Below are 20967 nucleotides of genomic sequence, written 5' to 3'. Positions count from 1 at the left end.
TTTTCATTGAGCCTTCATAACATAGAGGCGTATCATATGATTGAAACTTTTGTTTCTTCTGTTACTTTTGTACTATTCTATCCGCTTTCTGATGAATAAAAATCGTATATTTGCAGAATATTCACATACTTACCATGATTAGAGAAATTCTACTTGCAGCTACACTTTCCATTTCTTGTGCGGTGCCGGTGTATGGTGCCGAGGTCGTCACATCGCCCGACGGTGACATTCGTCTGTCTTTCGATCTTGAAAAGGGAAATCCTTTTTATTCTGTGGACTTCAAGGGTAAACAGGTTATAGCTCCATCGCGTATGGGATTGGAGCTTTACAGCGAGAACGGACGTAACACCTTCAGCAGCCAGGGTGAAAAGGCTGCTGCCGATGCGCTTAAGCTATGTTCGGGATTTGAACTTGCCAATACCACTCGTGATTCTCTTTCGGAGACCTGGACCCCGGTGTGGGGTGAGGAGGCTGAAATCCTCAACAAGTATAATAGTATGATTGTACGGCTGAAACAGCCGCAGTTTGACCGTGTTATGAACATCGAATTCCGTGTATTCGATGATGGCATAGCTTTCCGTTATGAGTTTCCGGCTCAGCCTCATCTCAATTATTTCGTGATAAAGGAGGAGATGAGCCAGTTTGCAATGACAGGTGACCATTGGGCATATTGGATTCCGGGCGACTACGACACTCAGGAATATAATTACACCAAATCGCGCCTGAGCGAGATACGCGGTCTGTTCCCTTCTAAGGTTAACCCCGACAATGCCTCGACCACCGTATTCTCTCCTACCGGAGTGCAGACCTCTCTTCAGCTCAAGACCGACGACGGCATATACCTCAATATACATGAGGCGGCATGCATCAATTATCCCACGATGCATCTCAACCTCAACGATACTACCATGACGTTCACTTCATGGCTTACTCCTGACAATCAGGGACGTAAAGGGTATATGCAGACCCCTTGCGCTACACCATGGCGCACAGTGATAATCACCGACGATGCCCGCGACATACTTGCATCACGCATAGCCTACAATCTTAACGAGCCATCGAAGATTGAGGATACCTCATGGATCAAGCCTGTGAAATATATCGGCGTATGGTGGGAGATGATAACAGGAAAGAGCTCATGGAACTATACTGACGATGTGTTCTCCGTCAAACTCGGCGAGACCGATTATTCAAAGACAAAGCCGAACGGTCGTCACGGAGCCAACAACGAGAAGGTGAGACGATACATTGATTTTGCTGCCGAGCATGGCTTTGACCAGGTGCTTGTGGAAGGATGGAACGAAGGTTGGGAAGACTGGTTCGGTCAGTCCAAGGACTATGTGTTTGATTTCGTGACCCCTTATCCTGATTTTGATTTCAAGGCACTTAACGATTATGCCCATTCCAAGGGGGTTAAACTAATGATGCACCATGAGACATCCGGATCGGTACGCAACTATGAGCGTCATCTCGACAAGGCTTACAAGCTCATGGCCGACAATGGATACAACTCGGTAAAGAGCGGTTATGTCGGTAATATCATTCCTCGCGGAGAGTATCATTACTCTCAGTGGCTCAACAACCATTATCTTTATGCCATACAGAAAGCTGCTGACAATAGGATAATGGTCAATGCTCATGAAGCATCTCGTCCTACAGGAGTCGCACGCACGTATCCCAACTGGATAGGTAATGAAAGTGCCCGCGGCACCGAGTATCAGGCTATGGGCGGAAATGATAAATGGCACACATCGATTCTTCCGTTCACTCGTCTGCAGGGAGGTCCTATGGATTATACACCTGGCATATTTGAGTTTGATCTGTCCAAGTTCACCCCAGGAAACAACAGCAAGATTGCTTCAACCATTCCTGGTCAGCTCGCTCTGTATGTCACCATGTATTCGCCTCTACAGATGGCAGCCGATCTTCCGGAGCATTACGAGCAGCATCTCGATGCATTCCAGTTCATAAAGGATGTGCCGCTGGAATGGGAACGTTCAGTGTATCTTGAAGCAGAACCTATGGAGTATGTAACTATAGCCCGAAAGGATAAGAATTCCGATGAATGGTATGTTGGCTCCACAGCCGGAACAGCCGACCGCAAGAGCACGATTTCACTCTCTTTCCTTGAACCGGGAAGAAAATATGATGCTACTATCTATGCGGAGGCTCCTGACGCAAATACTGTGGATGGTCAGCAGCGTTACAAAATAACCCATAAGACTGTCACCTCCAAGAGCAAACTTACCCTCAATGCACTTGCTGGTGGAGGATATGCCATTTCAATTAAACCGCTAAAATGAAGAAATCTCTCACATTTATCCTTTCACTTTCCGCCGTCATTCTGTCTGGCGGTGTCGTGTCATGTCGAACAGCAGTAGATAGTGCAGTGCCATCAGCTGCCTCGCAAGGTCCGGATGGATTCGGTGCTTACAGAAATAATCCGGGTCCGCAGGCTATGCCTTATGCGCAGATCTACCGTACATCCGGCAATTTCGACTCATATGTACCGGTGACAGTCAATCCTGTCGACGGCAAGCTTGTGTCCTATCCGGCTCCGGGTGATATTACAGGGGCCTCCATGCCTGTGGTTCTTAGGGACGGATGGCTGCTTGACAGAAGAGGGATAAGTCCTGACACTCGTTTCGTGCGTTACACCTATTCCGAGTATCATGATTTAAGCCAGGCTCCTTCACCCGAGGAACTTGTCGGCTCAATCATACCTGATGCATTGGTAACCGAAATAGTGTCACTTCCGTACAAGGTAGGTGAGGCTACTCCGGCAAAGGTCGACTCGCTTATAGCAGCAGGCCTGCCTCGTTGCGAGGTCACATATAAAAGATAAATGAGGGGGATTAATAAGTATTAAATAAGCTATGTCACAATCGGAAGATAAGAAACAACGTTTCTGTGAGCTTCTTCGCTCCACAGGACGTGAGAATATAGAATACGTCATCGAGGACCTTGATACATATGGTTTTTTTGAGGCTCCCGCATCAGTCCGTAACCATTACAATCATCCCGGAGGGCTTGTTGAACATTCTCTCAATGTGTATGACGCCGCGATGATGCTCCGTGAAGGGGTGCTGAAACGCCGTCCTGACCTTGAGAAGAGCCTGCCTGTCGATGCCGTTGTGCTTGCATCGCTTCTGCATGACGTGTGTAAAGCCAATATATACAGGCTTGTCACACGCAAGCGTAAGAATGAGATCGGGGTATGGGAAGAGGTCCAGGAATATGAAGTCAACTATTCACAGCTACCCATAGGTCATGGTGAAAAATCAGTGGTGATGCTTCTGCGTATGGGGCTTGACCTGGAGGATGATGAGATATGCGCAATACGTTGGCATATGGGTCCATGGGCTGTCGACTCCGCTTCCATAGAACAGGATAAGAGTTACCGTCAATCGATAATGAATTCACCCCTTCTTCCTCTGATACATACAGCCGACACTGTCGCCTCACAGATATTTGAGCGCGATGAGACAATAAGATAAGGTATACGGCAAAAATAGGAAATTCCGGAGATCCAAAGAGCTATAGATACATTCTATAATCTTTGGTTCTCCGGAGTTTCTTTATTTCATCAGAGAGTTTTACCCGGTATGCTATGGCAGGGAGGCTCTGCTGTTTACTTCATAAGCTCTGCCTATGTGCCGCACATATCCGTCAGGTATTCATTGATGGTTTAGTCGTCGAGTGTACAGATGGATACTCGGTTCCAGCTCTCCTCTTTGAACATATGGCCTATACCCTGTCCCTCAGCCTGGATACGTGATGCCTTGATGCCGTACTTGCGGACAAGCATGTCCTTAACTGATTCGGCGCGGGCACGAGCGAGACGCTCGTTGAGATCCTTGGGTCCGTCCTGTGAAGCGTAACCCTTGATAACTACAGTCGAATTGGGGTTGTGCTTCATGTAGTCGGCGATCATCACCACGTTAGGAAGCTGGTCGGCAGTGACCTTGCTTGAGCCAATCTTGAAGAATACGAAACGTACGCTATTGAAAGTGGTGTCGGCCACTACCTTCACAGGCTGGTTCTGGGCTGCGGCAAGGGCTGCGGCGAGGGCTGCATTTTCAGCCTGAGATGCGGCGAGGTCGTCAGCGGCGGCTACTACGCCTGCACGGAGTGTGTTGACCTGATCGTTGAGGGCTGCAATTTCGGCAGAATTATCGGGAGGACAGGTCACGCACTGGAAGCCGGGACCGAAGTTGTAGTTCAACCCTACCATGAGTTCAAAATTGGCGCGTTTGGCATTGAACTGGGTGGGTTCGCCTCCTCCTGAGATGTTCCACAGCACATCAGGTTTTACAGCGATGCTGAAATTGTCGGTTACGGCGAAGTTGATGGCGGCTCCGGTCTTGGCGGCAATCCAGTTCTGGTCATGTGCTCCGGGAAAGAAAGCATGTCCCCAGCCGATGCCGACCACTGCGTCTACCCATACCTTGCGAGGCTCACATTGGAAGCCAGCGAGAAGATTGTTCATGTTTACAGTACCGTATGCCCCGATGTATTGGGTGTCAAAAGCGGTAGGGCTCGGCGTGGTGTTCACACCCCATTGTCCCTCGATGCCAAGTCCAAGCAGAGGTGTGATCTGCTTTCCGATGTGTATGCCGTACTGGCTACGCATATTCTGGAAGAAAGAATGTCCCTTCAATGGAGTTGTGAGACCGGCGTCTAAGCCGATTGTCCAATTGTCGAGGAAAGTGGGTCGCTCGATGACGTTTTGAGCGCCGACGGTAAGAGCACAGCCGGCTAATGCGGCGGCGATTAAGACTTTTTTCATCGTGATTACAGTTAGTTGTTACAGATTGTTTTTCCTTGTTTGTTGAATACGTGGCTGGCCGGGTAGGAGAGCCGGATTGCAAGGGGGAGATTAGATGCCCGATGTCGTCCGGGGAGATTCGACCTTCCGTCTATACTAACAACGTCGCCGTGAAGAATGTTGATGTCAGGATAGATTTTCATGATATTTTTTAGTCAAATTTTTATAAGATAGACGGTTAAGACAGAGATGAGGATAATGTGAAAAGTACGAAAACTAAAATTTTAGAATTTAATGTTTTATAACATCAAAATTATTTGTATTTATCAAAAAAAGATTCGTAAATTTGCGCACATAAACATGAAAACCACTTATTGAATCTTAAACGCACCATGGTTCGTTTAGCAAATAATCACATCTCTATTGACTGTGTCGTACTCGGTTTCGATGGGTCCAATCTAAGGGTGCTTCTGGTGAAGCGAAGCGGCAAGGATGAAAACGGAGAATACAATGACATGAAGCTGCCTGGCAGCCTTATTTATCAGGACGAGGATCTTGATGAGGCGGCTATGCGTGTGCTCCATGAATTGACAGGTGTCAAGGACGTGCCTCTTCAGCAGTTCAAGACTTTCGGTTCAAAGGACCGCACACGCAACCTCCGTGACATCGTATGGCTCGAACGCGCCCAGCAGGCTCATGTGGAGCGTATAGTCACGGTAGCTTATTTTGCTATCGTCAAGCTTGATGCTGCTATGCAGCGGTTGGTCAACCGCGAATCTGCCGAGTGGGTGCCCGTAGGAGAAGTCGGGACGCTTGCATTTGACCACAATCTCATCATTGCCGAGGCCCTTAAGTCCGTACGCAGGGAAGTGGAGAACAATCGTTCCATACTTTTCGACCTTCTCCCCAAGAAGTTCACGGCATCGCAGCTGCGCACACTTGCGGAAATCATACATGGTAAGGAGCTGGATGTACGTAATTTCCACAAAAAAATCTCCCAGATGCCCTATGTGGTCCCTCTTGAGGAACGGCAGAAAGGGGTGGCACATCGTGCGGCGCGGTACTTTAAGTTCGACCGGAAGATTTACAATACCAGCAGATGATTCTATAAATTTTATTAAACTCCATAAAGAACAGATGTACCTTTTAGGATATGACATAGGTAGCTCGTCAGTTAAAGCGAGCCTTGTTGATGCTGTGAGCGGCAGGACTATAGCAAGTGACTTCTATCCACGTACCGAAGCCGAGATCATTTCTCTGCGTCCGGGATGGGCCGAGCAGCGACCCGAGCAGTGGTGGGATTGTCTGAAGCAGGCTACTGCTTCTGTTATGGCTTCATCGAAGATCGACCCTAAGGATATAAAGGCGATAGGCATCTCTTATCAGATGCATGGTCTTGTCATGGTCGATAAGGAGCTCAAGCCTCTTCGTCCGGCAATCATATGGTGTGACTCACGCGGTGTGCCTTACGGCGAGAAAGCATTCTGTGACCTTGGCGAGACTCAGTGTCTGAGCCATCTTCTCAATTCTCCGGGTAATTTCACTGCCACCAAGCTTGCCTGGGTTAAGGAGAACGAGCCGGAGACATTCGAACGTATCTACAAAATAATGTTGCCTGGCGATTATGCCGCCATGCGTCTCACCGGTCACTTGTGCACCACCATTTCCGGTCTGAGTGAAATGATGCTTTGGGACTTTAAGGAGGGCGGTCCGGCAGCTTTCCTCCTTGATTACCTCGGGTTTGATGCCGATATCCTTCCTGAGATTGTGCCGACATTCTCCATACAGGGGCGTGTCACAGCCGAGGCGGCTGCTGACCTTGGGCTGGCAGAAGGGATCCCTGTGGCTTATCGTGCAGGTGATCAACCCAACAATGCTCTGTCGCTCAATGTATTCAATCCCGGAGAAGTTGCATCCACAGCCGGAACGTCGGGTGTGGTATACGGTGTGCTCGGGGATGTCAATTATGATCCTCAGAGCCGTGTCAACACCTTTGCCCATGTAAATCATACACCTGAACAGACCCGCCTCGGAGTGCTGCTCTGTATCAATGGCACAGGTATACTCAATTCATGGAGCAAACGCGTCATCGCACCTGAAGGCATATCCTATCCCGGTATGAACGATCTTGCCGAAACGGCTCCTATAGGAGCTGCCGGAGTATCGGTGATACCGTTCGGCAATGGTGCTGAGCGAGTGCTCCGCAACAAGGAGATAGGGTGCTCCATACATGGTGTCAACTTCCTTACCCACGACCGTTCTCACCTTCTCCGTGCCGAGCAGGAGGGCATAGTATTTTCATTTATGTACGGAATGGAGGTCATGGCTGAGATGGGTATGAAGTTGAGCAAGATTCATGCCGGTCATGCCAACATGTTCCTGAGCCCGCTTTTCCGTAACACTCTTGCTGGTGTCAGCGGGGCTACAATAGAGCTTTATGATACCGACGGATCAGTAGGTGCTGCAAAGGGTGCAGGTATCGGAGCCGGCATATATGCCGACAACAACGAGGCCTTCTCCTCACTTGAGAAGATTGAGGTGATAGAGCCTGTCGAAGCTGACCGTCGTGCCTATGCAGAAGCTTATGCGCTTTGGAAAGAACGATTGAATAGAAATCTATAATATAATAACCAACCTAATCAACTACAACTTATTAACTATGGCAGTTAAGGAATATTTCCCGGAAATAGGGAAAATCAAGTTCGAGGGCAAGGATTCCAGAAATCCCCTCGCTTACCGTTATTATGATGCAGAAAAAGTGATTCTTGGCAAGCCTATGAAGGATTGGCTCAAGTTTGCTATGGCATGGTGGCACACTCTCTGTGCAGAGGGTGGTGACCAGTTCGGAACAGGCACCAAGACATTCCCCTGGAACCAGGGTGAGGACGGTATGTCGATCGCAAAGCAGAAGGTTGACGCCGGTTTCGAGATCATGCAGAAGCTCGGTATCGAGTATTTCTGTTTCCATGACACTGACCTTATCGGTGATCTTGACGATATCGACAGCTATGAGGCACGCATGAAGGAGATCACTGAGTATCTCAAGGAGAAGATGGCTGAGACCGGCATCAAGAACCTTTGGGGAACCGCCAACGTGTTCGGCAACGGCCGTTATATGAACGGAGCAGCCACCAATCCCGACTTTGACGTAGTGGCTCGCGCCGCTGTTCAGATCAAGAACGCTATTGATGCCACCATCGCTCTCGGTGGCGGCAACTATGTGTTCTGGGGTGGACGCGAAGGTTATATGAGCCTTCTCAACACTGACCAGAAGCGTGAGAAAGAGCATCTTGCCACTATGCTCACTATTGCTCGTGACTATGCACGCAGCAAGGGATTCACCGGCACATTCCTCATTGAGCCCAAGCCCATGGAGCCATCCAAACATCAGTATGACGTAGATACCGAGACTGTTGTGGGATTCCTCAAGGCTCACGGTCTTGACAAGGATTTCAAGGTTAACATCGAGGTAAACCATGCAACTCTCGCAGGTCACACATTCGAGCACGAGCTCTGTGTGGCTGTCGACAATGACATGCTCGGATCTATCGATGCTAACCGTGGCGACTACCAGAACGGATGGGATACCGACCAGTTCCCTTGCGATAACTTTGAGCTTACCCAGGCTATGATGCAGATCATCCGTAACGGAGGTCTCGGCAACGGTGGCACCAACTTTGATGCGAAGACTCGTCGTAACTCTACCGACCTTGAGGATATCTTCATCGCTCACATCGCAGGCATGGACGCTATGGCACGTGCGCTTGAGAGTGCAGCCGAGCTCCTTGAGAAGTCTCCTTACAAGAAGATGCTTGCTGACCGCTATGCCTCATTCGACGGCGGCGAGGGCAAGAAGTTCGAGGAAGGCAAACTTTCTCTTGAGGATGTTGTGGCTTATGCCAAGACTCAGCCCGAGCCCAAGCTTACATCAGGCAAGCAGGAGCTTTACGAGGCTATCCTCAACATGTACTGCTAATCAATAAAAGAATCGAAAGGTGAAAGATGAAGGGTGAAGACACCATTCATCTTCACCTTTCACTATTCATTTTTATCACCTTCAGTTTCAAATACCAATGAATTATCCGCAAAACGGAAGCAAGACCTACCTGTTCTCCATCGTTCTGGTGGCAGTGCTCGGCGGCTTGCTTTTCGGTTATGATACAGCCGTGATTTCAGGTGCAGAGAAAGGGCTTCAGGCATTCTTCCTTGGAGCAAAGGACTTTGTTTATACCGATACAATCCACGGCATCACATCTTCAAGTGCACTTCTCGGCTGCATTATCGGTTCAGCCATATCAGGTTTTTTCGCATCATATTTCGGTCGTAAGCGGTCGCTTGCCATCGCCGGAGTATTTTTCTTCCTGTCCGCTCTGGGCAGCTACTGTCCCGAATTCCTATTCTACGAGTATGGTGCCCCATCGGCTTCCCTGCTCGTGGCTTTTAACATATACCGCATACTTGGCGGCATCGGTGTAGGTCTCGCATCGGCAATCTGTCCTATGTATATTGCAGAAGTGGCTCCATCCAATATGCGAGGCACACTCGTGTCATGGAACCAGTTTGCTATCATTTTTGGTCAGCTTGTTGTCTACTTTGTCAACTTCCTGATCCTTGGCGATCACACCCAGCCTGTCATAGAGAAGATCTCCGAGACCATCTATCAGGTGCATGGTTCGAGCGATGAGTGGACTATCCGTACAGGATGGAGATACATGTTCGGATCAGAGGCATTCGTGGCAGGAATCTTTACTGTCCTTGTGTGCCTTGTTCCCGAATCGCCCCGCTACCTTGCGCTCATGGGCAAGGACGAAAAGGCTCTCGGAGTGCTCTCCCATATCAACGGCTATGAGAAAGCCAAGGAGATCCTCAGGCAGATCAAGGAGACAACCGAAGTCAAGAGCGAGAAGCTCTTCTCGTTCGGAGTCATGGTCATCTTTGTGGGTGTCATGCTGTCGGTGTTCCAGCAGGCAGTCGGAATCAATGCCGTGCTCTACTATGCACCCCGTATATTCGAGTCCATGGGTATGAGCGATCCTATGATGAACACAGTCTATATGGGTATTGTAAATATCACGTTCACCCTTGTGGCAGTGTTTACGGTAGAGAAACTCGGCCGCAAGCCCCTTCTTATATGGGGGTCCATCGGTATGGCTGTCGGAGCCATGGGTGTCGCGCTCAGCAACCTTGTTGACGGAGTTGCACCTATTGTCCCCGTGCTTTCTATCATGGTCTATTCAGCATCTTTCATGTTCTCGTGGGGACCGATATGCTGGGTGCTCATCGCCGAGATTTTCCCCAACACTATCCGTTCGGCAGCGGTTGCCATAGCGGTCGCTTTCCAGTGGATATTCAATTTCATTGTTTCATCGAGCTTTGTGCCGATGTACAACATGACTCTCGGAGACATGGGCGACCGCTTCGGACACATGTTCGCATATGCCCTTTATGGAGTCATCTGTATCATCGCGGCATGGTTCGTCTACACACTTGTGCCGGAGACCAAAGGCAAGACCCTTGAGGATATGACCAATCTTTGGCGTAACCGTTCCGGAAAGTAACATCAGGGACATTAAGGATGATAATCCATCCTTGTAAAATACGTAAGCAGAGGTGTGAAAGTACAGGATTCTTGTACGTTTGCACCTCTCTTCTATTTGCTTACGTCCTTGGAAATTGTTACCTTTGCGTCACCGTGGACGTGAAACCGTTCGTCCCTACCATTAAAAACTTAATTAATCTATAATAAAATGGCAAAGTTTGACAAAGTAGCCGTGCTCGCCAAGATGGGAGCCACCGGTGTAGTACCCGTGTTTTATCATAAGGATGCTGAAGTCGCAAAGCAGGTAGTTAAAGCTTGTTACGAAGGTGGCATCCGCGCTTTTGAGTTCACCAACCGTGGCGACTTCGCTCATGAGGTATTTGCTGAGGTAGTGAAATTTGCCGCTAAGGAATGTCCTGATATGGCTATGGGCGTAGGCTCTGTAGTGGATCCCGCCACTGCCGCTCTTTATATACAGCTTGGGGCTTGCTTCATTGTGGGTCCATTGTTCAATCCGGAGGTGTCACGTGTGTGCAACCGCCGTCTTGTCCCATATACTCCAGGCTGTGGAACAGTGAGCGAGGTGGGTGCGGCACAGGAAACCGGTTGTGATCTTTGCAAATGTTTCCCCGGCGATGTTCTCGGACCGAAATTTGTCAAGGGTCTTATGGCACCCATGCCCTGGACCAAGCTTATGGTGACAGGTGGTGTCGAGCCTACCAAAGAGAATATCGAAGGATGGATCAAGGCAGGTGTGTTCTGCGTGGGCATGGGCTCCAAGCTCTTCCCCGGCGACAAGGTTGCGGCTCAGGACTGGCAGTATGTCACTGACAAGTGCCGTGAGGCTCTCGGCTATGTTGCTGATGCACGCAAGTGATCGTTTCGGACAGGAATTATAAGAACCACATAAACTTATCTATGGAAAAAACATGGCGTTGGTTTGGACCCAACGACAAGATCACCCTTGATATGCTGCGTCAGATTGGCGTTGAGGGTATAGTGACCGCACTCCATCATATCCCTAACGGAGAGATATGGACTCTGGAAGAGGTCGAGAAAATGAAGAGCTACATCGAGGACCATGGTCTGAGATGGAGCGTGGTGGAGAGTCTTCCGGTATCCGAGTCCATCAAGTATGCCGGACCTGACCGTGATGAGCTTATTGAGAAGTACAAAGTCAGCCTTGCCAATCTCGGAAAGGCTGGCGTAAAGACCGTGTGCTACAATTTTATGCCAGTTCTTGACTGGGCGCGCACTGATCTTGACTATCCCAATCCCAACGGAACCACCAATCTTTACTTCAATCTTGGTGAATTCGCTTATTTCGACATCCACATCCTTAAGCGTGAGGGTGCCGAGGCTGACTACGATGCAGCTACACTCGGACGTGTAGCCGAGATACGTGAGACTATGACTCCTGAAGGGGAGAAGCGTCTTGTGGAGAACATTATTGTCAAGACTCAGGGATTTGTCAACGGAAATATTTCGGAAGCGGACCTTGATCCTGTGCAGAAGTTCCGTGAGCTCCTAAAGCTTTACGACGGAATCGATGCCGCTCAGCTGCGTGCAAATATGGCTTATTTCCTTAACGCCATCATGCCGGTGTGCCGTGAATATGACATCAATATGTGTGTGCATCCTGACGATCCCCCTCGTCCGATTCTCGGACTTCCGCGTATTGTCACCTGTGATGCCGATATCGAAGCGTTCCTTAATGCAGTGCCTGACCCTCACAACGGACTTACATTCTGTGCCGGATCGTTGAGCGCGGGAGCCCATAATGACGTTGTGGAGCTTGCCAGGAAATATGCCAAGAACACACATTTCGCTCATATCCGTATCTGCAAGACCCTTCCGGGCGGAGATTTCAAGGAGTCGTCACATCTTGATCCGAGGCTGATTGAAGTGGTGCGTATTTTTGAAAAGGAGCGTCCTGGAGTGCCTATGCGCGTCGATCATGCTGAGCTCATGCTTGGCGACGCTGACCGCGGGTACAATGCCGGATACTCATTCCACGGACGTATGCTTGCTCTCGGTCAGATTGATGGAGTGATGGCTGCATGCCGAAATTAAGATCAGGAAGAAAGTAATAGAATTAACATGAACGAAATCTTTTCAGTAAAAGACCAGGTAGTAGTGATCACCGGCGGAACCGGTGTGCTCGGTCGTTGCATAGGTGAGTATCTTGCCACCCAGGGCGCAAAAGTTGTGCTTATGGGCCGTCGCAAGGATGAAGGCGATGAAATAGTTGCCGGCATCACCGCCAAAGGGGGCGAGGCAATGTTTCTCGTCACCGACGTTATGGACCAGAAGGTTGTAGAGGACAACTGCAGGGAGATTCTTGCTAAGTATGGCAGGGTGGACGCTCTTCTCAATGCCGCAGGTGGTAATATGAGCGGAGCTGTCATTGCTCCGGATCAGACATTCTTCGATCTTAAGACCGAGGCTTTCCAGAAGGTTCTTGACCTCAACCTCACAGGGACAGTCATCCCCACCCAGGTGTTCCTTCGCCCGATGGTCGAGGCTGGCCGTGGTTCGATAGTCAACTTCTCATCCATGGCGGCTTTCCGCCCCATGACACGTGTGTGCGGTTATGCCGCCGCCAAAGCCGGTATATCCAACTTCACAGCCTTTATGGCAAATGAGGTTGCCACTAAATTTACCTCCGCTATTCGTGTCAATGCCATCGCTCCGGGTTTCTTCATCACCAACCAGAACCGTGCGCTTCTCACCAATCCTGACGGATCGTTGACCCAGCGTGGAGCCGATGTGATACGTCAGACACCATTCAAGCGTTTTGGCGAGCCTGAGGAGCTTTGCGGTACTATTCAGTATCTCATCTCCGATGCTTCTGCTTTCGTCACCGGCACAGTTGCGGTGGTCGACGGCGGTTTCAACTCGTTTGCGATGTAGGGATATACCCAACCATCGGTAAATACAGGACCAAAGCCCCATTTAGCTATAGGTATGACCCCTATAGTTAAGTGGGGTCTTGGTCATTTTTCAGTGGAGAGTTATTGTAATCCGAAAGAGAACTGAAAAAACCTTGATTTTAACATACAATCCTTAATTTAAGCCCTTATGTTATGGTTTTTTAATCTCTTTTAGCGCAAATCTTTGTGCTATTTCTCAGGAGAGTTTGTTTTAATGATGAAGCATAAATAAAAGACATAAGGCACAACATCCCTCGTCCTCTTTACCGAGTTGTGAAACTGGATACTGAGGCTCTCATAAATAAATAGTTGAAACGTGAGGAGCGGGGTTGCGACGAGTTCGCGACCCCGCTTTTCTGTATTCCCTTTGAATGTGTACAATTTCTGTTGTTTTTTCTTGATCAATAGTTCGGTAAAATTTGCATATTCAATTGAATATCAATAAGATGCAATAATAATTCAATATCAATGCAAACTATTGTGTATCAGTGCGATACAGCTATGCCTGCTCAAAAATTACCGAACTGTTGTTGATAATGAGTTGTAAATATTAGGTTTTGTGGCTATATTTGTCATATTTTAATATTATGGAGAAATAGCATATAATAAATAACTCATTGATATCATGAATTTTCGTGTATTTTTTTGTTTTGTCGTACTGTTGACAGTTGTGGCCTGTAAGCAGCAGGTCGAGTCACAGTCTGAATCAGCCTCAGTGGCTGTTGATAGTCTTGATATGCGTATTGAATCTGATGCGGATTTGGCATCTAAGCGAAATGCGGCTTTGCTGTTGGTTGATTATGTGAAGTTGGATGGGGACAAGTATGTTCTTGACATATCAGAGGATGAAGCCTCTGAATTAGGTGTAAGTCCTGAAAACTATCGTTACCAGCTTGGGGAAATAAATAAGACGAATGAGTTGATCGCCCAGATGAAAGCAAATGGTGATTCTATTGAGTTGCCTGATATACAGACTCTGATGAGAGGTGCTAAGTGAAATACACTACAGATAGCCCTTTGTAGAGATATGTATTGATATTAGTTCTTGATATTATTGCTCATAGCTTGTCGATCATCGGTTTCGACAGGCTTTTTTTATTGCTCGGTCATCGGTTGGGGATAATTATAAATTGTGCTCTCTGAAATTTTCGCTAATTTTGTAACGTAAATCGCATGGGCTTGCGTTAAAATTATTGTTTCATAATCATGATGCATCCCTGTGATAAGCATTGAATGTCCATCAGATAAGCCAATGAAGTATTATCCTGAATCAGCCGAGAATGTGCATATTGTGGTTGCTGCCGGAAGCGGGAGCCGTTATGGAGCCGACATGCCCAAACAGTTCTGCGACCTGTGGGGCAGACCTCTTCTTATGACCACCCTTGAACGGTTGCACTCTTCAGCTCACGATGCACGTATTATAGTAGTGCTTAGTGCCGATATGGTGGAGGGGTGGCGTGAGATGTGTGCCGAATATGGGTTCACTCTCCCTCATGATATTGTGACCGGAGGTCCCTCACGTGCTCATAGTGTGAAGAATGCTGTAGATACGTTGTGTCCTGAAACTGTGGGATGGGTTACGGTTCATGATGCTGCGCGCCCTATGGTGACCGGTGATATGATGAGGCGTCTGCTTGCGGCTCTTGATGACTCTCACCCGGGGGTGATTCCGGTAGTGTCGGTGACCGATTCCATCCGTCAGATTCTTCCAGATGGCTCTTCGGTATCAGTCGACCGTTCGATTTATCGTGCCGTTCAGACACCTCAGCTCTTTGACGGACATGCTCTGATCGAGGCATATCGTCAGGAGATCATGCCATCGTTCACCGATGATGCTTCTGTAATGGAGGCAGCCGGCTATACCTCATTGGCTCTTGTTGACGGTGATACTTCAAACATCAAAGTGACAAATCCCGGTGATATCGCACGAATAGAACTGAATGGACCGGCTGCGTAATACCGACATAAAATTCTTGCGTGGGATGGGTCCCAAGCGTGCCGAGCTTCTTGACAAGAATCTCGGCATACGGACTTATTATGATATGCTGTATCATTTTCCTACCCATTATGTCGACCGCACATCCATACGTACGGTTGCCGAGTTGCAGGGGGCGGCTATGGATGATATGCCATCGGTTCAGCTCAAGGGAAGATTCGTCACCATGACCGTGCAGGGGGAAGGGGCCAGACAGAGGCTTGTAGGGCTTTTCACCGATGGCACAGGTACTATGGAGGTGATATGGTTCCAGCGCATAAAATGGCTGCGGGAGCATTACCGCACCGCTACGGACTATATAGTGTTCGGCAAGCCGACATTGTTCAACGGTCGTGTCAATATGGTGCACCCAGAAGTGGAGCTGCCTGATTCGCCATTGGCTCAGGGTGGTTTTCGCGGCGTGTATCCTCTCACAGAGCAGTTGCGCAACCGCGGCTTCTCGTCACGCACATTTGCAAATGCCGCCACAGAAATAATATCAGGCATCCACACTCTCTCAGAGACACTTCCTCAAGAGGTGATCAGACGGTACAACCTGCTTGAACTGCGTACGGCTCTCTCCGCGATACATAACCCTCCCACACTCGCCATGCTTGACAAGGCGAGGCTTAGATTGAAATTTGAGGAACTGTTCTATCTTCAGCTCGATATACAGCGTTATGCGCGCCGACGTTCATCCTCCACCCAGGGTTTCCGTTTTCCTCGTATCGGGCAGTTCTTCAATAATTTTTATAGCCAGTTTCTCCCTTTCCCGCTCACAGGTGCTCAGAAGAGGGTTATAAAGGAGATACGCTCCGATATGGCTACAGGGCGTCAGATGAACCGGCTTTTGCAGGGGGATGTGGGTAGCGGCAAGACCCTTGTGGCACTGCTCACAATGCTCATAGCTCTTGACAACGGTTATCAGGCTTGTCTGATGGCTCCGACCGAGATCCTTGCCACCCAGCATTTCGAGACCATTCAGGCACTTGTCGCTCCCATGGGGGTGAATGTGAAACTGCTCACAGGCTCTACGAGAAAGAAAATGCGTGACGAGATCGATGCCCAGCTGCTTGATGGGTCTCTCCATATTCTTATCGGCACCCATGCAGTGATCGAGGACCGTGTCAGATTCCGCAATCTCGGATATATTGTCATTGATGAGCAACATCGCTTCGGTGTGGCTCAGCGTGCGCGTCTGTGGAACAAGAATGTGATTTCTCCGCATGTGCTCGTGATGACGGCAACCCCTATACCACGCACACTCGCCATGACGGTCTACGGAGATCTTGATGTGAGTGTAATAGATGAGCTTCCGCCCGGACGCAAGCCTGTACAGACCCTCTTGCGCTATGATGAGAACCGCCTCGCCACATATCAGGGGATAGCGCGACAGCTCAGGATGGGGAGGCAGGTCTATATTGTGTATCCGCTTATAAAGGAGAACGAGAAGCTCGACTTGCGTTCGCTTGAGGAAGGGTATGAGAATATCTGCGAGATATACCGCAACTATCGTGTGGCATATGTCCACGGCAAACTTAAGCCTGAGGAAAAGGACTATCAGATGAGTATCTTCGCTTCAGGTGAGGCTCAGATACTTGTGAGCACGACGGTGATTGAAGTAGGGGTGAATGTGCCCAATGCCACTACTATGCTGATTGAGAATGCCGAGCGTTTCGGTCTCTCGCAGCTCCATCAGTTGCGAGGGCGTGTAGGGCGAGGGGAGGGGCAGAGCTATTGCATCCTCATGACAAAACGGAAGATCTCAGGTGACACACGCAAGCGTCTCGAACTTATGACTGCGACCACTGATGGGTTTGCCATAGCGGAGGCTGACATGCAGATGCGCGGTCCAGGCGACATAGAGGGCACCATGCAGAGCGGCATACCTTTCGATCTTCACATAGCAAATCTTTCGACTGACGGTCAGGTTGTACAGATGGCTCGCGATGCGGTGTGTGACATACTTGATGCCGATCCTGAACTTGCCTCGCCTGCCGGTGCGATGCTTGCGCGTCAGCTTGCACGCCTCGGTTCACGCATTCGTGACTGGTCCAAGATTTCATAATGTATAGCTTGATAATCAGTGTCTTGAACAGCGTGTCGCATGCTTTATAGTGACAGATGTTATTAAACATCCTCTAAAAATCGGTTAAATAGGATGTTTTCTGAGAAAAAATACGTAAGTTTGTGGATAAGTTAAGAATTAAACCTCTTATTTTATTCAAATCCAATAGCTTTTACAATTAAAATCTTCTAAAGTTCAATCCATGAAACCCTATGTATTAGGTATCGATATAGGCGGTACCAACACGGTATTCGGTATCGTTGACGCCCGAGGCGTAGTGATAGCAAGCTCTTCAATAAAGACACTCAAGCATGCAGATGTGAAGGACTACATAGATGAACTCTATGAGAATGTCATGCGTCTGCTGGAGGCAAATGATGCCGTGGAGAAGATTCACGGTATCGGTATAGGTGCCCCTAATGCCAACTATTATACAGGAATGATCGAGAAACTTGTCAACATCCCATGGCCTACCCCTCTGCCTTTCGCACAGATGGTAAGCGAGAAGTTCGGCATACCTGTAGCAATCACCAATGATGCCAATGCCGCAGCCATAGGTGAAATGACCTATGGTGCCGCCCGTGGAATGAAGAACTTCATTATGATCACCCTCGGCACAGGTGTAGGATCGGGTATCGTCATCAACGGACAACTCGTGTACGGTCACGACGGTTTTGCAGGGGAGCTCGGTCACACAATCATGAAGCGCAACAACGGCCGCCTGTGTGGCTGTGGTCGCACAGGATGTCTGGAGGCATACTGTTCTGCTACAGGTGTGGCACGTACAGCGCGTGAGTTCCTTGAAGTGCGCAATGAGCCGTCAGCCCTACGCAATATACCTGTGGAGTCCATCACGTCAAAGGATGTCTATGATGCGGCTGTCAACGGTGACAGGCTCGCCGCTGAGATATTCGAATACACCGGAAATATTCTTGGCGAGGCGTTTGCCGATTTCACTGTGTTCTCCTCGCCTGAGGCTATAATCCTGTTCGGCGGTCTTGCCAAATCGGGTGATCTTCTCATGCGTCCGCTGAAGGAATCTATGGAGAAGAACATGATGAACATGTTCAAAGGCAAGGTGAAGGTGCTCCTGTCCGAACTGAAGGAGGCTGATGCAGCAGTCCTCGGGGCCAGTGCTCTCGGTTGGGAAGCCAAGCCCCTTCCCGGTCAGGCATGATATCTGAATGAGATAAAGCGAGAGTGTGCCGTGAATGTATGAAGTCATTGCACACTCTCATAGCTTTGTTAAATAGTGTAAGAAATAATCAATAAAGACTAATATTATTTGGTAAAACGCTGAAAAGTACTTAACTTTGCAGTCGAAATTCGTGGCACCTTGTGTAAAAGCTGAACGGAAATGATGCGCCGTGCAGCGATATGAGGCATTAGATGGTGGACCACGCTTCCCGATAATAAACAATAAATCAAAGAGATAAAAACCAACAGCCATGTCAAAAATTTGTCAGATTACCGGCAAGAAAGCAATGGTGGGCAACAATGTGTCGCACTCAAAGCGTCGCACCAAGCGCAAGTTTGACGTAAATCTCTTCAACAAGAAATTCTTCTGGGTTGAGGAGCAAGCTTGGATCACACTGACCATCTCGGCCGCAGGTCTACGCACCATCAACAAGAAGGGCCTCGATGCAGCTATCAAAGAGGCAGCCGTAAAGGGTTACATCAACGAAGTCAAATACTTAGACATCATTTAAGAAGATGGCAAAGAAAGCTAAAGGAAATCGCGTTCAGGTCATCCTCGAATGCACCGAGCACAAGGCAAGCGGTATGCCCGGTACCTCACGATATATTACCACCAAGAACCGCAAGAACACAACTGAGCGTCTGGAGCTGAAGAAGTACAATCCCGTCCTCAAGAGAGTCACCGTACACAAGGAAATTAAATAATCTCACTGATTCATGGCAAAGAAAGTCGTTGCAACCCTCCAGAAAGGTGAGGGCCGCACCTACAGCAAGGTCATCAAGGTCGTTAAGTCGGCAAAGACCGGTGCTTATACATTCCAGGAACAGATGGTTCCTAACGATGCTGTAAAGGACATACTCAAGTAAACTGAGCTGAATGCTCTATTTTACACTATATATCATTCCCGGACCTCTGTTTTGAGATTCGGGAATGTTGTGTATAGAGGATTTTTTTGTAACTTTGCACCCGGAAAAATCATTAACGACCAATCATTCATTATACACTATGGGAGGCTTTTTCGGCGCGATTTCGCGTGAGCCATGTGTCAATGACTTGTTCTACGGCACCGATTATCATTCTCACCTTGGCACAAAGCGTGCCGGAATGGTTACATTTGACCCTGAGAAGGGATTTAACCGTACTATCCACAGTCTCGAACGAGACTATTTCCGCTCTAAATTTGAGGACGAGCTCGACCATTTTGTAGGCAATCAAGGGCTCGGGGTAATAAGCGACACCGATCCGCAGCCGATTATAGTGAACTCCCATCTGGGACGTTACGCAGTGGTCACGGTCGCAAAAATCAACAATCTTCGTGAGATAGCTTCCGAGCTCCTTGAGCAGCGTATGCATCTGAGCGAGCTGTCAGCCAATAATATAAATCAGACCGAGGTTGTGGCATTGCTGATTAATATGGGCGAGACCTTTGTCGATGGCATCAACCTTGTGTATCGTAAGATAAAGGGTTCCTGCTCTATGCTTATTCTCACGGAGGACGGTATTATCGCAGCTCGCGACTATCTCGGCCGCACACCTATAGTGATAGGTCACAAGGAGGGGGCATATGCGGTGGCAAGCGAGACTTCGGCTTTCCCGAATCTTGATTACGAGCGTCTTCGTGATGTGGGTCCAGGTGAGATAGTGCGTCTGCGCGCCGAAAGCATAGAAGTGCTCCAGAAGCCTGCATCCCGTTGTCAGATATGTTCTTTCCTTTGGGTCTATTATGGGTTCCCCGGCAGTGACTATGAGGGTATCAATGTAGAGGATGTACGAGAGGAAGCCGGCAGACAGATGGGGCATGAGGACCCTACCGAGGCTGATTGTGTGTGCGGAATTCCGGATTCAGGTGTAGGTCACGCTCTCGGATATGCCGAGGGGAGAGGTATCCCTTATCGCCGCGCCGTGCTCAAGTACACTCCCACATGGCCACGCAGCTTCACTCCTGGCAACCAGTCGCGTCGCTCTCTTGTGGCTAAAATGAAGCTAATCCCCAACCGTGCCATACTTCATGACAAGAGTGTTGTGTTCTGTGACGACTCTATTGTCCGTGGTACTCAGCTTCGTGACAATGTGCGCACATTCTATGAATGTGGAGCACGTGAAGTGCACGCCCGCATATCCTGCCCGCCGCTTGTGTACGGATGTCCTTTCATCGGATTCACATCCTCAAAGAGCGATATGGAACTTATCACACGCCAGATCATCAATGATTTCGAGGGCGATCCCGATAAGAATCTTAAGGCATATGCCACTACTGGCACTCCTGAATATAACCGTCTTGTAGCTGAGATTGCTCGTCGATTGGAGCTTTCCACCCTCCAGTTCTCCAAGATAGAGGCTCTTATCGACAGTATCGGTATGCCAAAGGAGTCGGTCTGCACCCATTGTTTCGATGGTTCGAGCTATCATCCCGATGAGGCTTACCGTCAGGACCACGAGTAGCAGAAATTTTTTATGAAAATACGATAATGGGGCTATTGATAAAT

Annotated in this window: 19 protein-coding genes; 18 read left to right on the top strand and 1 reads right to left on the bottom strand. The window is 48.8% G+C overall.

Annotated elements, in window-relative coordinates; genetic code table 11:
- Nucleotides 1–134: 134 nt before the first annotated feature.
- Genes EZ315_RS02875 through EZ315_RS02865 form a run of 3 tightly spaced genes read left to right on the top strand, consistent with a single transcriptional unit; the run spans nucleotide 135 to nucleotide 3497 of the window.
- The gene (locus tag EZ315_RS02875) at nucleotides 135–2303 is read left to right on the top strand and encodes a glycoside hydrolase family 97 protein (protein WP_135470457.1); all 2169 of its coding nucleotides are present in this window, start codon (nucleotides 135–137) and stop codon (nucleotides 2301–2303) included.
- Nucleotides 2300–2845, top strand: coding sequence for a hypothetical protein (locus tag EZ315_RS02870; RefSeq protein ID WP_135470455.1), 546 nt, complete (start codon nucleotides 2300–2302; stop codon nucleotides 2843–2845). Before EZ315_RS02875 ends, EZ315_RS02870 begins: the two co-directional genes overlap by 4 nt.
- Before the next feature lie 31 nt (nucleotides 2846–2876).
- Nucleotides 2877–3497 (top strand): HD domain-containing protein, encoded by a 621-nt coding sequence (locus EZ315_RS02865; RefSeq protein ID WP_135470454.1) that lies wholly within the window; start codon nucleotides 2877–2879, stop codon nucleotides 3495–3497.
- 191 nt (nucleotides 3498–3688) lie between these two features.
- Here EZ315_RS02865 and EZ315_RS02860 read toward each other — a convergent pair whose 3' ends face one another.
- On the bottom strand, nucleotides 3689–4789 hold the full coding sequence (locus EZ315_RS02860; protein WP_135470452.1) for an OmpA family protein: 1101 nt from the start codon (nucleotides 4787–4789) through the stop codon (nucleotides 3689–3691).
- A 371-nt stretch (nucleotides 4790–5160) separates the two neighbouring features.
- Between EZ315_RS02860 and EZ315_RS02855 the strand changes: the two genes are divergently transcribed.
- The 15 genes from EZ315_RS02855 (at nucleotide 5161) to EZ315_RS02785 (ending at nucleotide 20923) form a co-directional block, all read left to right on the top strand.
- Nucleotides 5161–5871: an NUDIX hydrolase gene (locus EZ315_RS02855; protein ID WP_135470450.1), complete on the top strand. Its 711-nt coding sequence runs from the start codon at nucleotides 5161–5163 to the stop codon at nucleotides 5869–5871.
- 34 nt (nucleotides 5872–5905) lie between these two features.
- Complete coding sequence (locus EZ315_RS02850; RefSeq protein ID WP_135470448.1) at nucleotides 5906–7390, top strand: xylulokinase; 1485 nt, start codon at nucleotides 5906–5908, stop codon at nucleotides 7388–7390.
- 37 nt (nucleotides 7391–7427) lie between these two features.
- Complete coding sequence (gene xylA, locus EZ315_RS02845; RefSeq protein ID WP_135470446.1) at nucleotides 7428–8744, top strand: xylose isomerase; 1317 nt, start codon at nucleotides 7428–7430, stop codon at nucleotides 8742–8744.
- A 97-nt stretch (nucleotides 8745–8841) separates the two neighbouring features.
- Nucleotides 8842–10326, top strand: a complete 1485-nt coding sequence (gene xylE, locus EZ315_RS02840; RefSeq protein ID WP_135470444.1) for a D-xylose transporter XylE — start codon at nucleotides 8842–8844, stop codon at nucleotides 10324–10326.
- A gap of 189 nt (nucleotides 10327–10515) precedes the next feature.
- Nucleotides 10516–11184, top strand: coding sequence for a bifunctional 4-hydroxy-2-oxoglutarate aldolase/2-dehydro-3-deoxy-phosphogluconate aldolase (locus tag EZ315_RS02835; protein ID WP_135470442.1), 669 nt, complete (start codon nucleotides 10516–10518; stop codon nucleotides 11182–11184).
- Between the two features lie 41 nt (nucleotides 11185–11225).
- Nucleotides 11226–12380: a mannonate dehydratase gene (uxuA, locus tag EZ315_RS02830; RefSeq protein WP_135470440.1), complete on the top strand. Its 1155-nt coding sequence runs from the start codon at nucleotides 11226–11228 to the stop codon at nucleotides 12378–12380.
- 27 nt (nucleotides 12381–12407) lie between these two features.
- On the top strand, nucleotides 12408–13220 hold the full coding sequence (locus tag EZ315_RS02825) for an SDR family oxidoreductase (protein WP_135470438.1): 813 nt from the start codon (nucleotides 12408–12410) through the stop codon (nucleotides 13218–13220).
- A gap of 645 nt (nucleotides 13221–13865) precedes the next feature.
- Nucleotides 13866–14237, top strand: coding sequence for a hypothetical protein (locus EZ315_RS02820; RefSeq protein ID WP_135470437.1), 372 nt, complete (start codon nucleotides 13866–13868; stop codon nucleotides 14235–14237).
- Nucleotides 14238–14492: 255 nt separating this feature from the next.
- On the top strand, nucleotides 14493–15197 hold the full coding sequence (locus EZ315_RS02815; protein ID WP_135470435.1) for an IspD/TarI family cytidylyltransferase: 705 nt from the start codon (nucleotides 14493–14495) through the stop codon (nucleotides 15195–15197).
- Complete coding sequence (recG, locus tag EZ315_RS02810; protein ID WP_135470433.1) at nucleotides 15181–17283, top strand: ATP-dependent DNA helicase RecG; 2103 nt, start codon at nucleotides 15181–15183, stop codon at nucleotides 17281–17283. The genes EZ315_RS02815 and recG overlap by 17 nt, the downstream gene beginning before the upstream one ends.
- Nucleotides 17284–17485: 202 nt before the next feature.
- Nucleotides 17486–18460, top strand: coding sequence for an ROK family protein (locus EZ315_RS02805; protein ID WP_135470432.1), 975 nt, complete (start codon nucleotides 17486–17488; stop codon nucleotides 18458–18460).
- A gap of 271 nt (nucleotides 18461–18731) precedes the next feature.
- Nucleotides 18732–18992 (top strand): 50S ribosomal protein L28, encoded by a 261-nt coding sequence (gene rpmB, locus EZ315_RS02800; RefSeq protein ID WP_135470430.1) that lies wholly within the window; start codon nucleotides 18732–18734, stop codon nucleotides 18990–18992.
- Between the two features lie 4 nt (nucleotides 18993–18996).
- On the top strand, nucleotides 18997–19185 hold the full coding sequence (rpmG, locus tag EZ315_RS02795) for a 50S ribosomal protein L33 (RefSeq protein WP_135470428.1): 189 nt from the start codon (nucleotides 18997–18999) through the stop codon (nucleotides 19183–19185).
- A gap of 12 nt (nucleotides 19186–19197) precedes the next feature.
- Nucleotides 19198–19347: a DUF4295 domain-containing protein gene (locus EZ315_RS02790; RefSeq protein ID WP_135470426.1), complete on the top strand. Its 150-nt coding sequence runs from the start codon at nucleotides 19198–19200 to the stop codon at nucleotides 19345–19347.
- A gap of 139 nt (nucleotides 19348–19486) precedes the next feature.
- On the top strand, nucleotides 19487–20923 hold the full coding sequence (locus EZ315_RS02785) for an amidophosphoribosyltransferase (RefSeq protein WP_135470424.1): 1437 nt from the start codon (nucleotides 19487–19489) through the stop codon (nucleotides 20921–20923).
- The last annotated feature ends 44 nt before the right edge of the window (nucleotides 20924–20967 follow it).

This window comes from Duncaniella freteri (assembly GCF_004766125.1).
Lineage (GTDB): Bacteria > Bacteroidota > Bacteroidia > Bacteroidales > Muribaculaceae > Duncaniella > Duncaniella freteri.
This window is presented reverse-complemented; position numbering and strand designations above follow the sequence as displayed.

Excerpts from the sequence above, each read along its gene's own strand:
- recG (WP_135470433.1), top strand. The coding sequence starts at position 15,181 with ATGGACCGGCTGCGTAATACCGACATAAAATTCTTGCGTGGGATGGGT.
- xylA (WP_135470446.1), top strand. The coding sequence starts at position 7,428 with ATGGCAGTTAAGGAATATTTCCCGGAAATAGGGAAAATCAAGTTCGAG.
- xylE (WP_135470444.1), top strand. The coding sequence starts at position 8,842 with ATGAATTATCCGCAAAACGGAAGCAAGACCTACCTGTTCTCCATCGTT.
- EZ315_RS02805 (WP_135470432.1), top strand. The coding sequence starts at position 17,486 with ATGAAACCCTATGTATTAGGTATCGATATAGGCGGTACCAACACGGTA.
- EZ315_RS02820 (WP_135470437.1), top strand. The coding sequence starts at position 13,866 with ATGAATTTTCGTGTATTTTTTTGTTTTGTCGTACTGTTGACAGTTGTG.
- EZ315_RS02870 (WP_135470455.1), top strand. The coding sequence starts at position 2,300 with ATGAAGAAATCTCTCACATTTATCCTTTCACTTTCCGCCGTCATTCTG.
- EZ315_RS02850 (WP_135470448.1), top strand. The coding sequence starts at position 5,906 with ATGTACCTTTTAGGATATGACATAGGTAGCTCGTCAGTTAAAGCGAGC.
- EZ315_RS02860 (WP_135470452.1), bottom strand. The coding sequence starts at position 4,789 with ATGAAAAAAGTCTTAATCGCCGCCGCATTAGCCGGCTGTGCTCTTACC.
- EZ315_RS02790 (WP_135470426.1), top strand. The coding sequence starts at position 19,198 with ATGGCAAAGAAAGTCGTTGCAACCCTCCAGAAAGGTGAGGGCCGCACC.
- EZ315_RS02825 (WP_135470438.1), top strand. The coding sequence starts at position 12,408 with ATGAACGAAATCTTTTCAGTAAAAGACCAGGTAGTAGTGATCACCGGC.
- rpmG (WP_135470428.1), top strand. The coding sequence starts at position 18,997 with ATGGCAAAGAAAGCTAAAGGAAATCGCGTTCAGGTCATCCTCGAATGC.
- EZ315_RS02835 (WP_135470442.1), top strand. The coding sequence starts at position 10,516 with ATGGCAAAGTTTGACAAAGTAGCCGTGCTCGCCAAGATGGGAGCCACC.
- rpmB (WP_135470430.1), top strand. The coding sequence starts at position 18,732 with ATGTCAAAAATTTGTCAGATTACCGGCAAGAAAGCAATGGTGGGCAAC.
- uxuA (WP_135470440.1), top strand. The coding sequence starts at position 11,226 with ATGGAAAAAACATGGCGTTGGTTTGGACCCAACGACAAGATCACCCTT.
- EZ315_RS02875 (WP_135470457.1), top strand. The coding sequence starts at position 135 with ATGATTAGAGAAATTCTACTTGCAGCTACACTTTCCATTTCTTGTGCG.
- EZ315_RS02855 (WP_135470450.1), top strand. The coding sequence starts at position 5,161 with ATGGTTCGTTTAGCAAATAATCACATCTCTATTGACTGTGTCGTACTC.
- EZ315_RS02785 (WP_135470424.1), top strand. The coding sequence starts at position 19,487 with ATGGGAGGCTTTTTCGGCGCGATTTCGCGTGAGCCATGTGTCAATGAC.
- EZ315_RS02815 (WP_135470435.1), top strand. The coding sequence starts at position 14,493 with ATGAAGTATTATCCTGAATCAGCCGAGAATGTGCATATTGTGGTTGCT.
- EZ315_RS02865 (WP_135470454.1), top strand. The coding sequence starts at position 2,877 with ATGTCACAATCGGAAGATAAGAAACAACGTTTCTGTGAGCTTCTTCGC.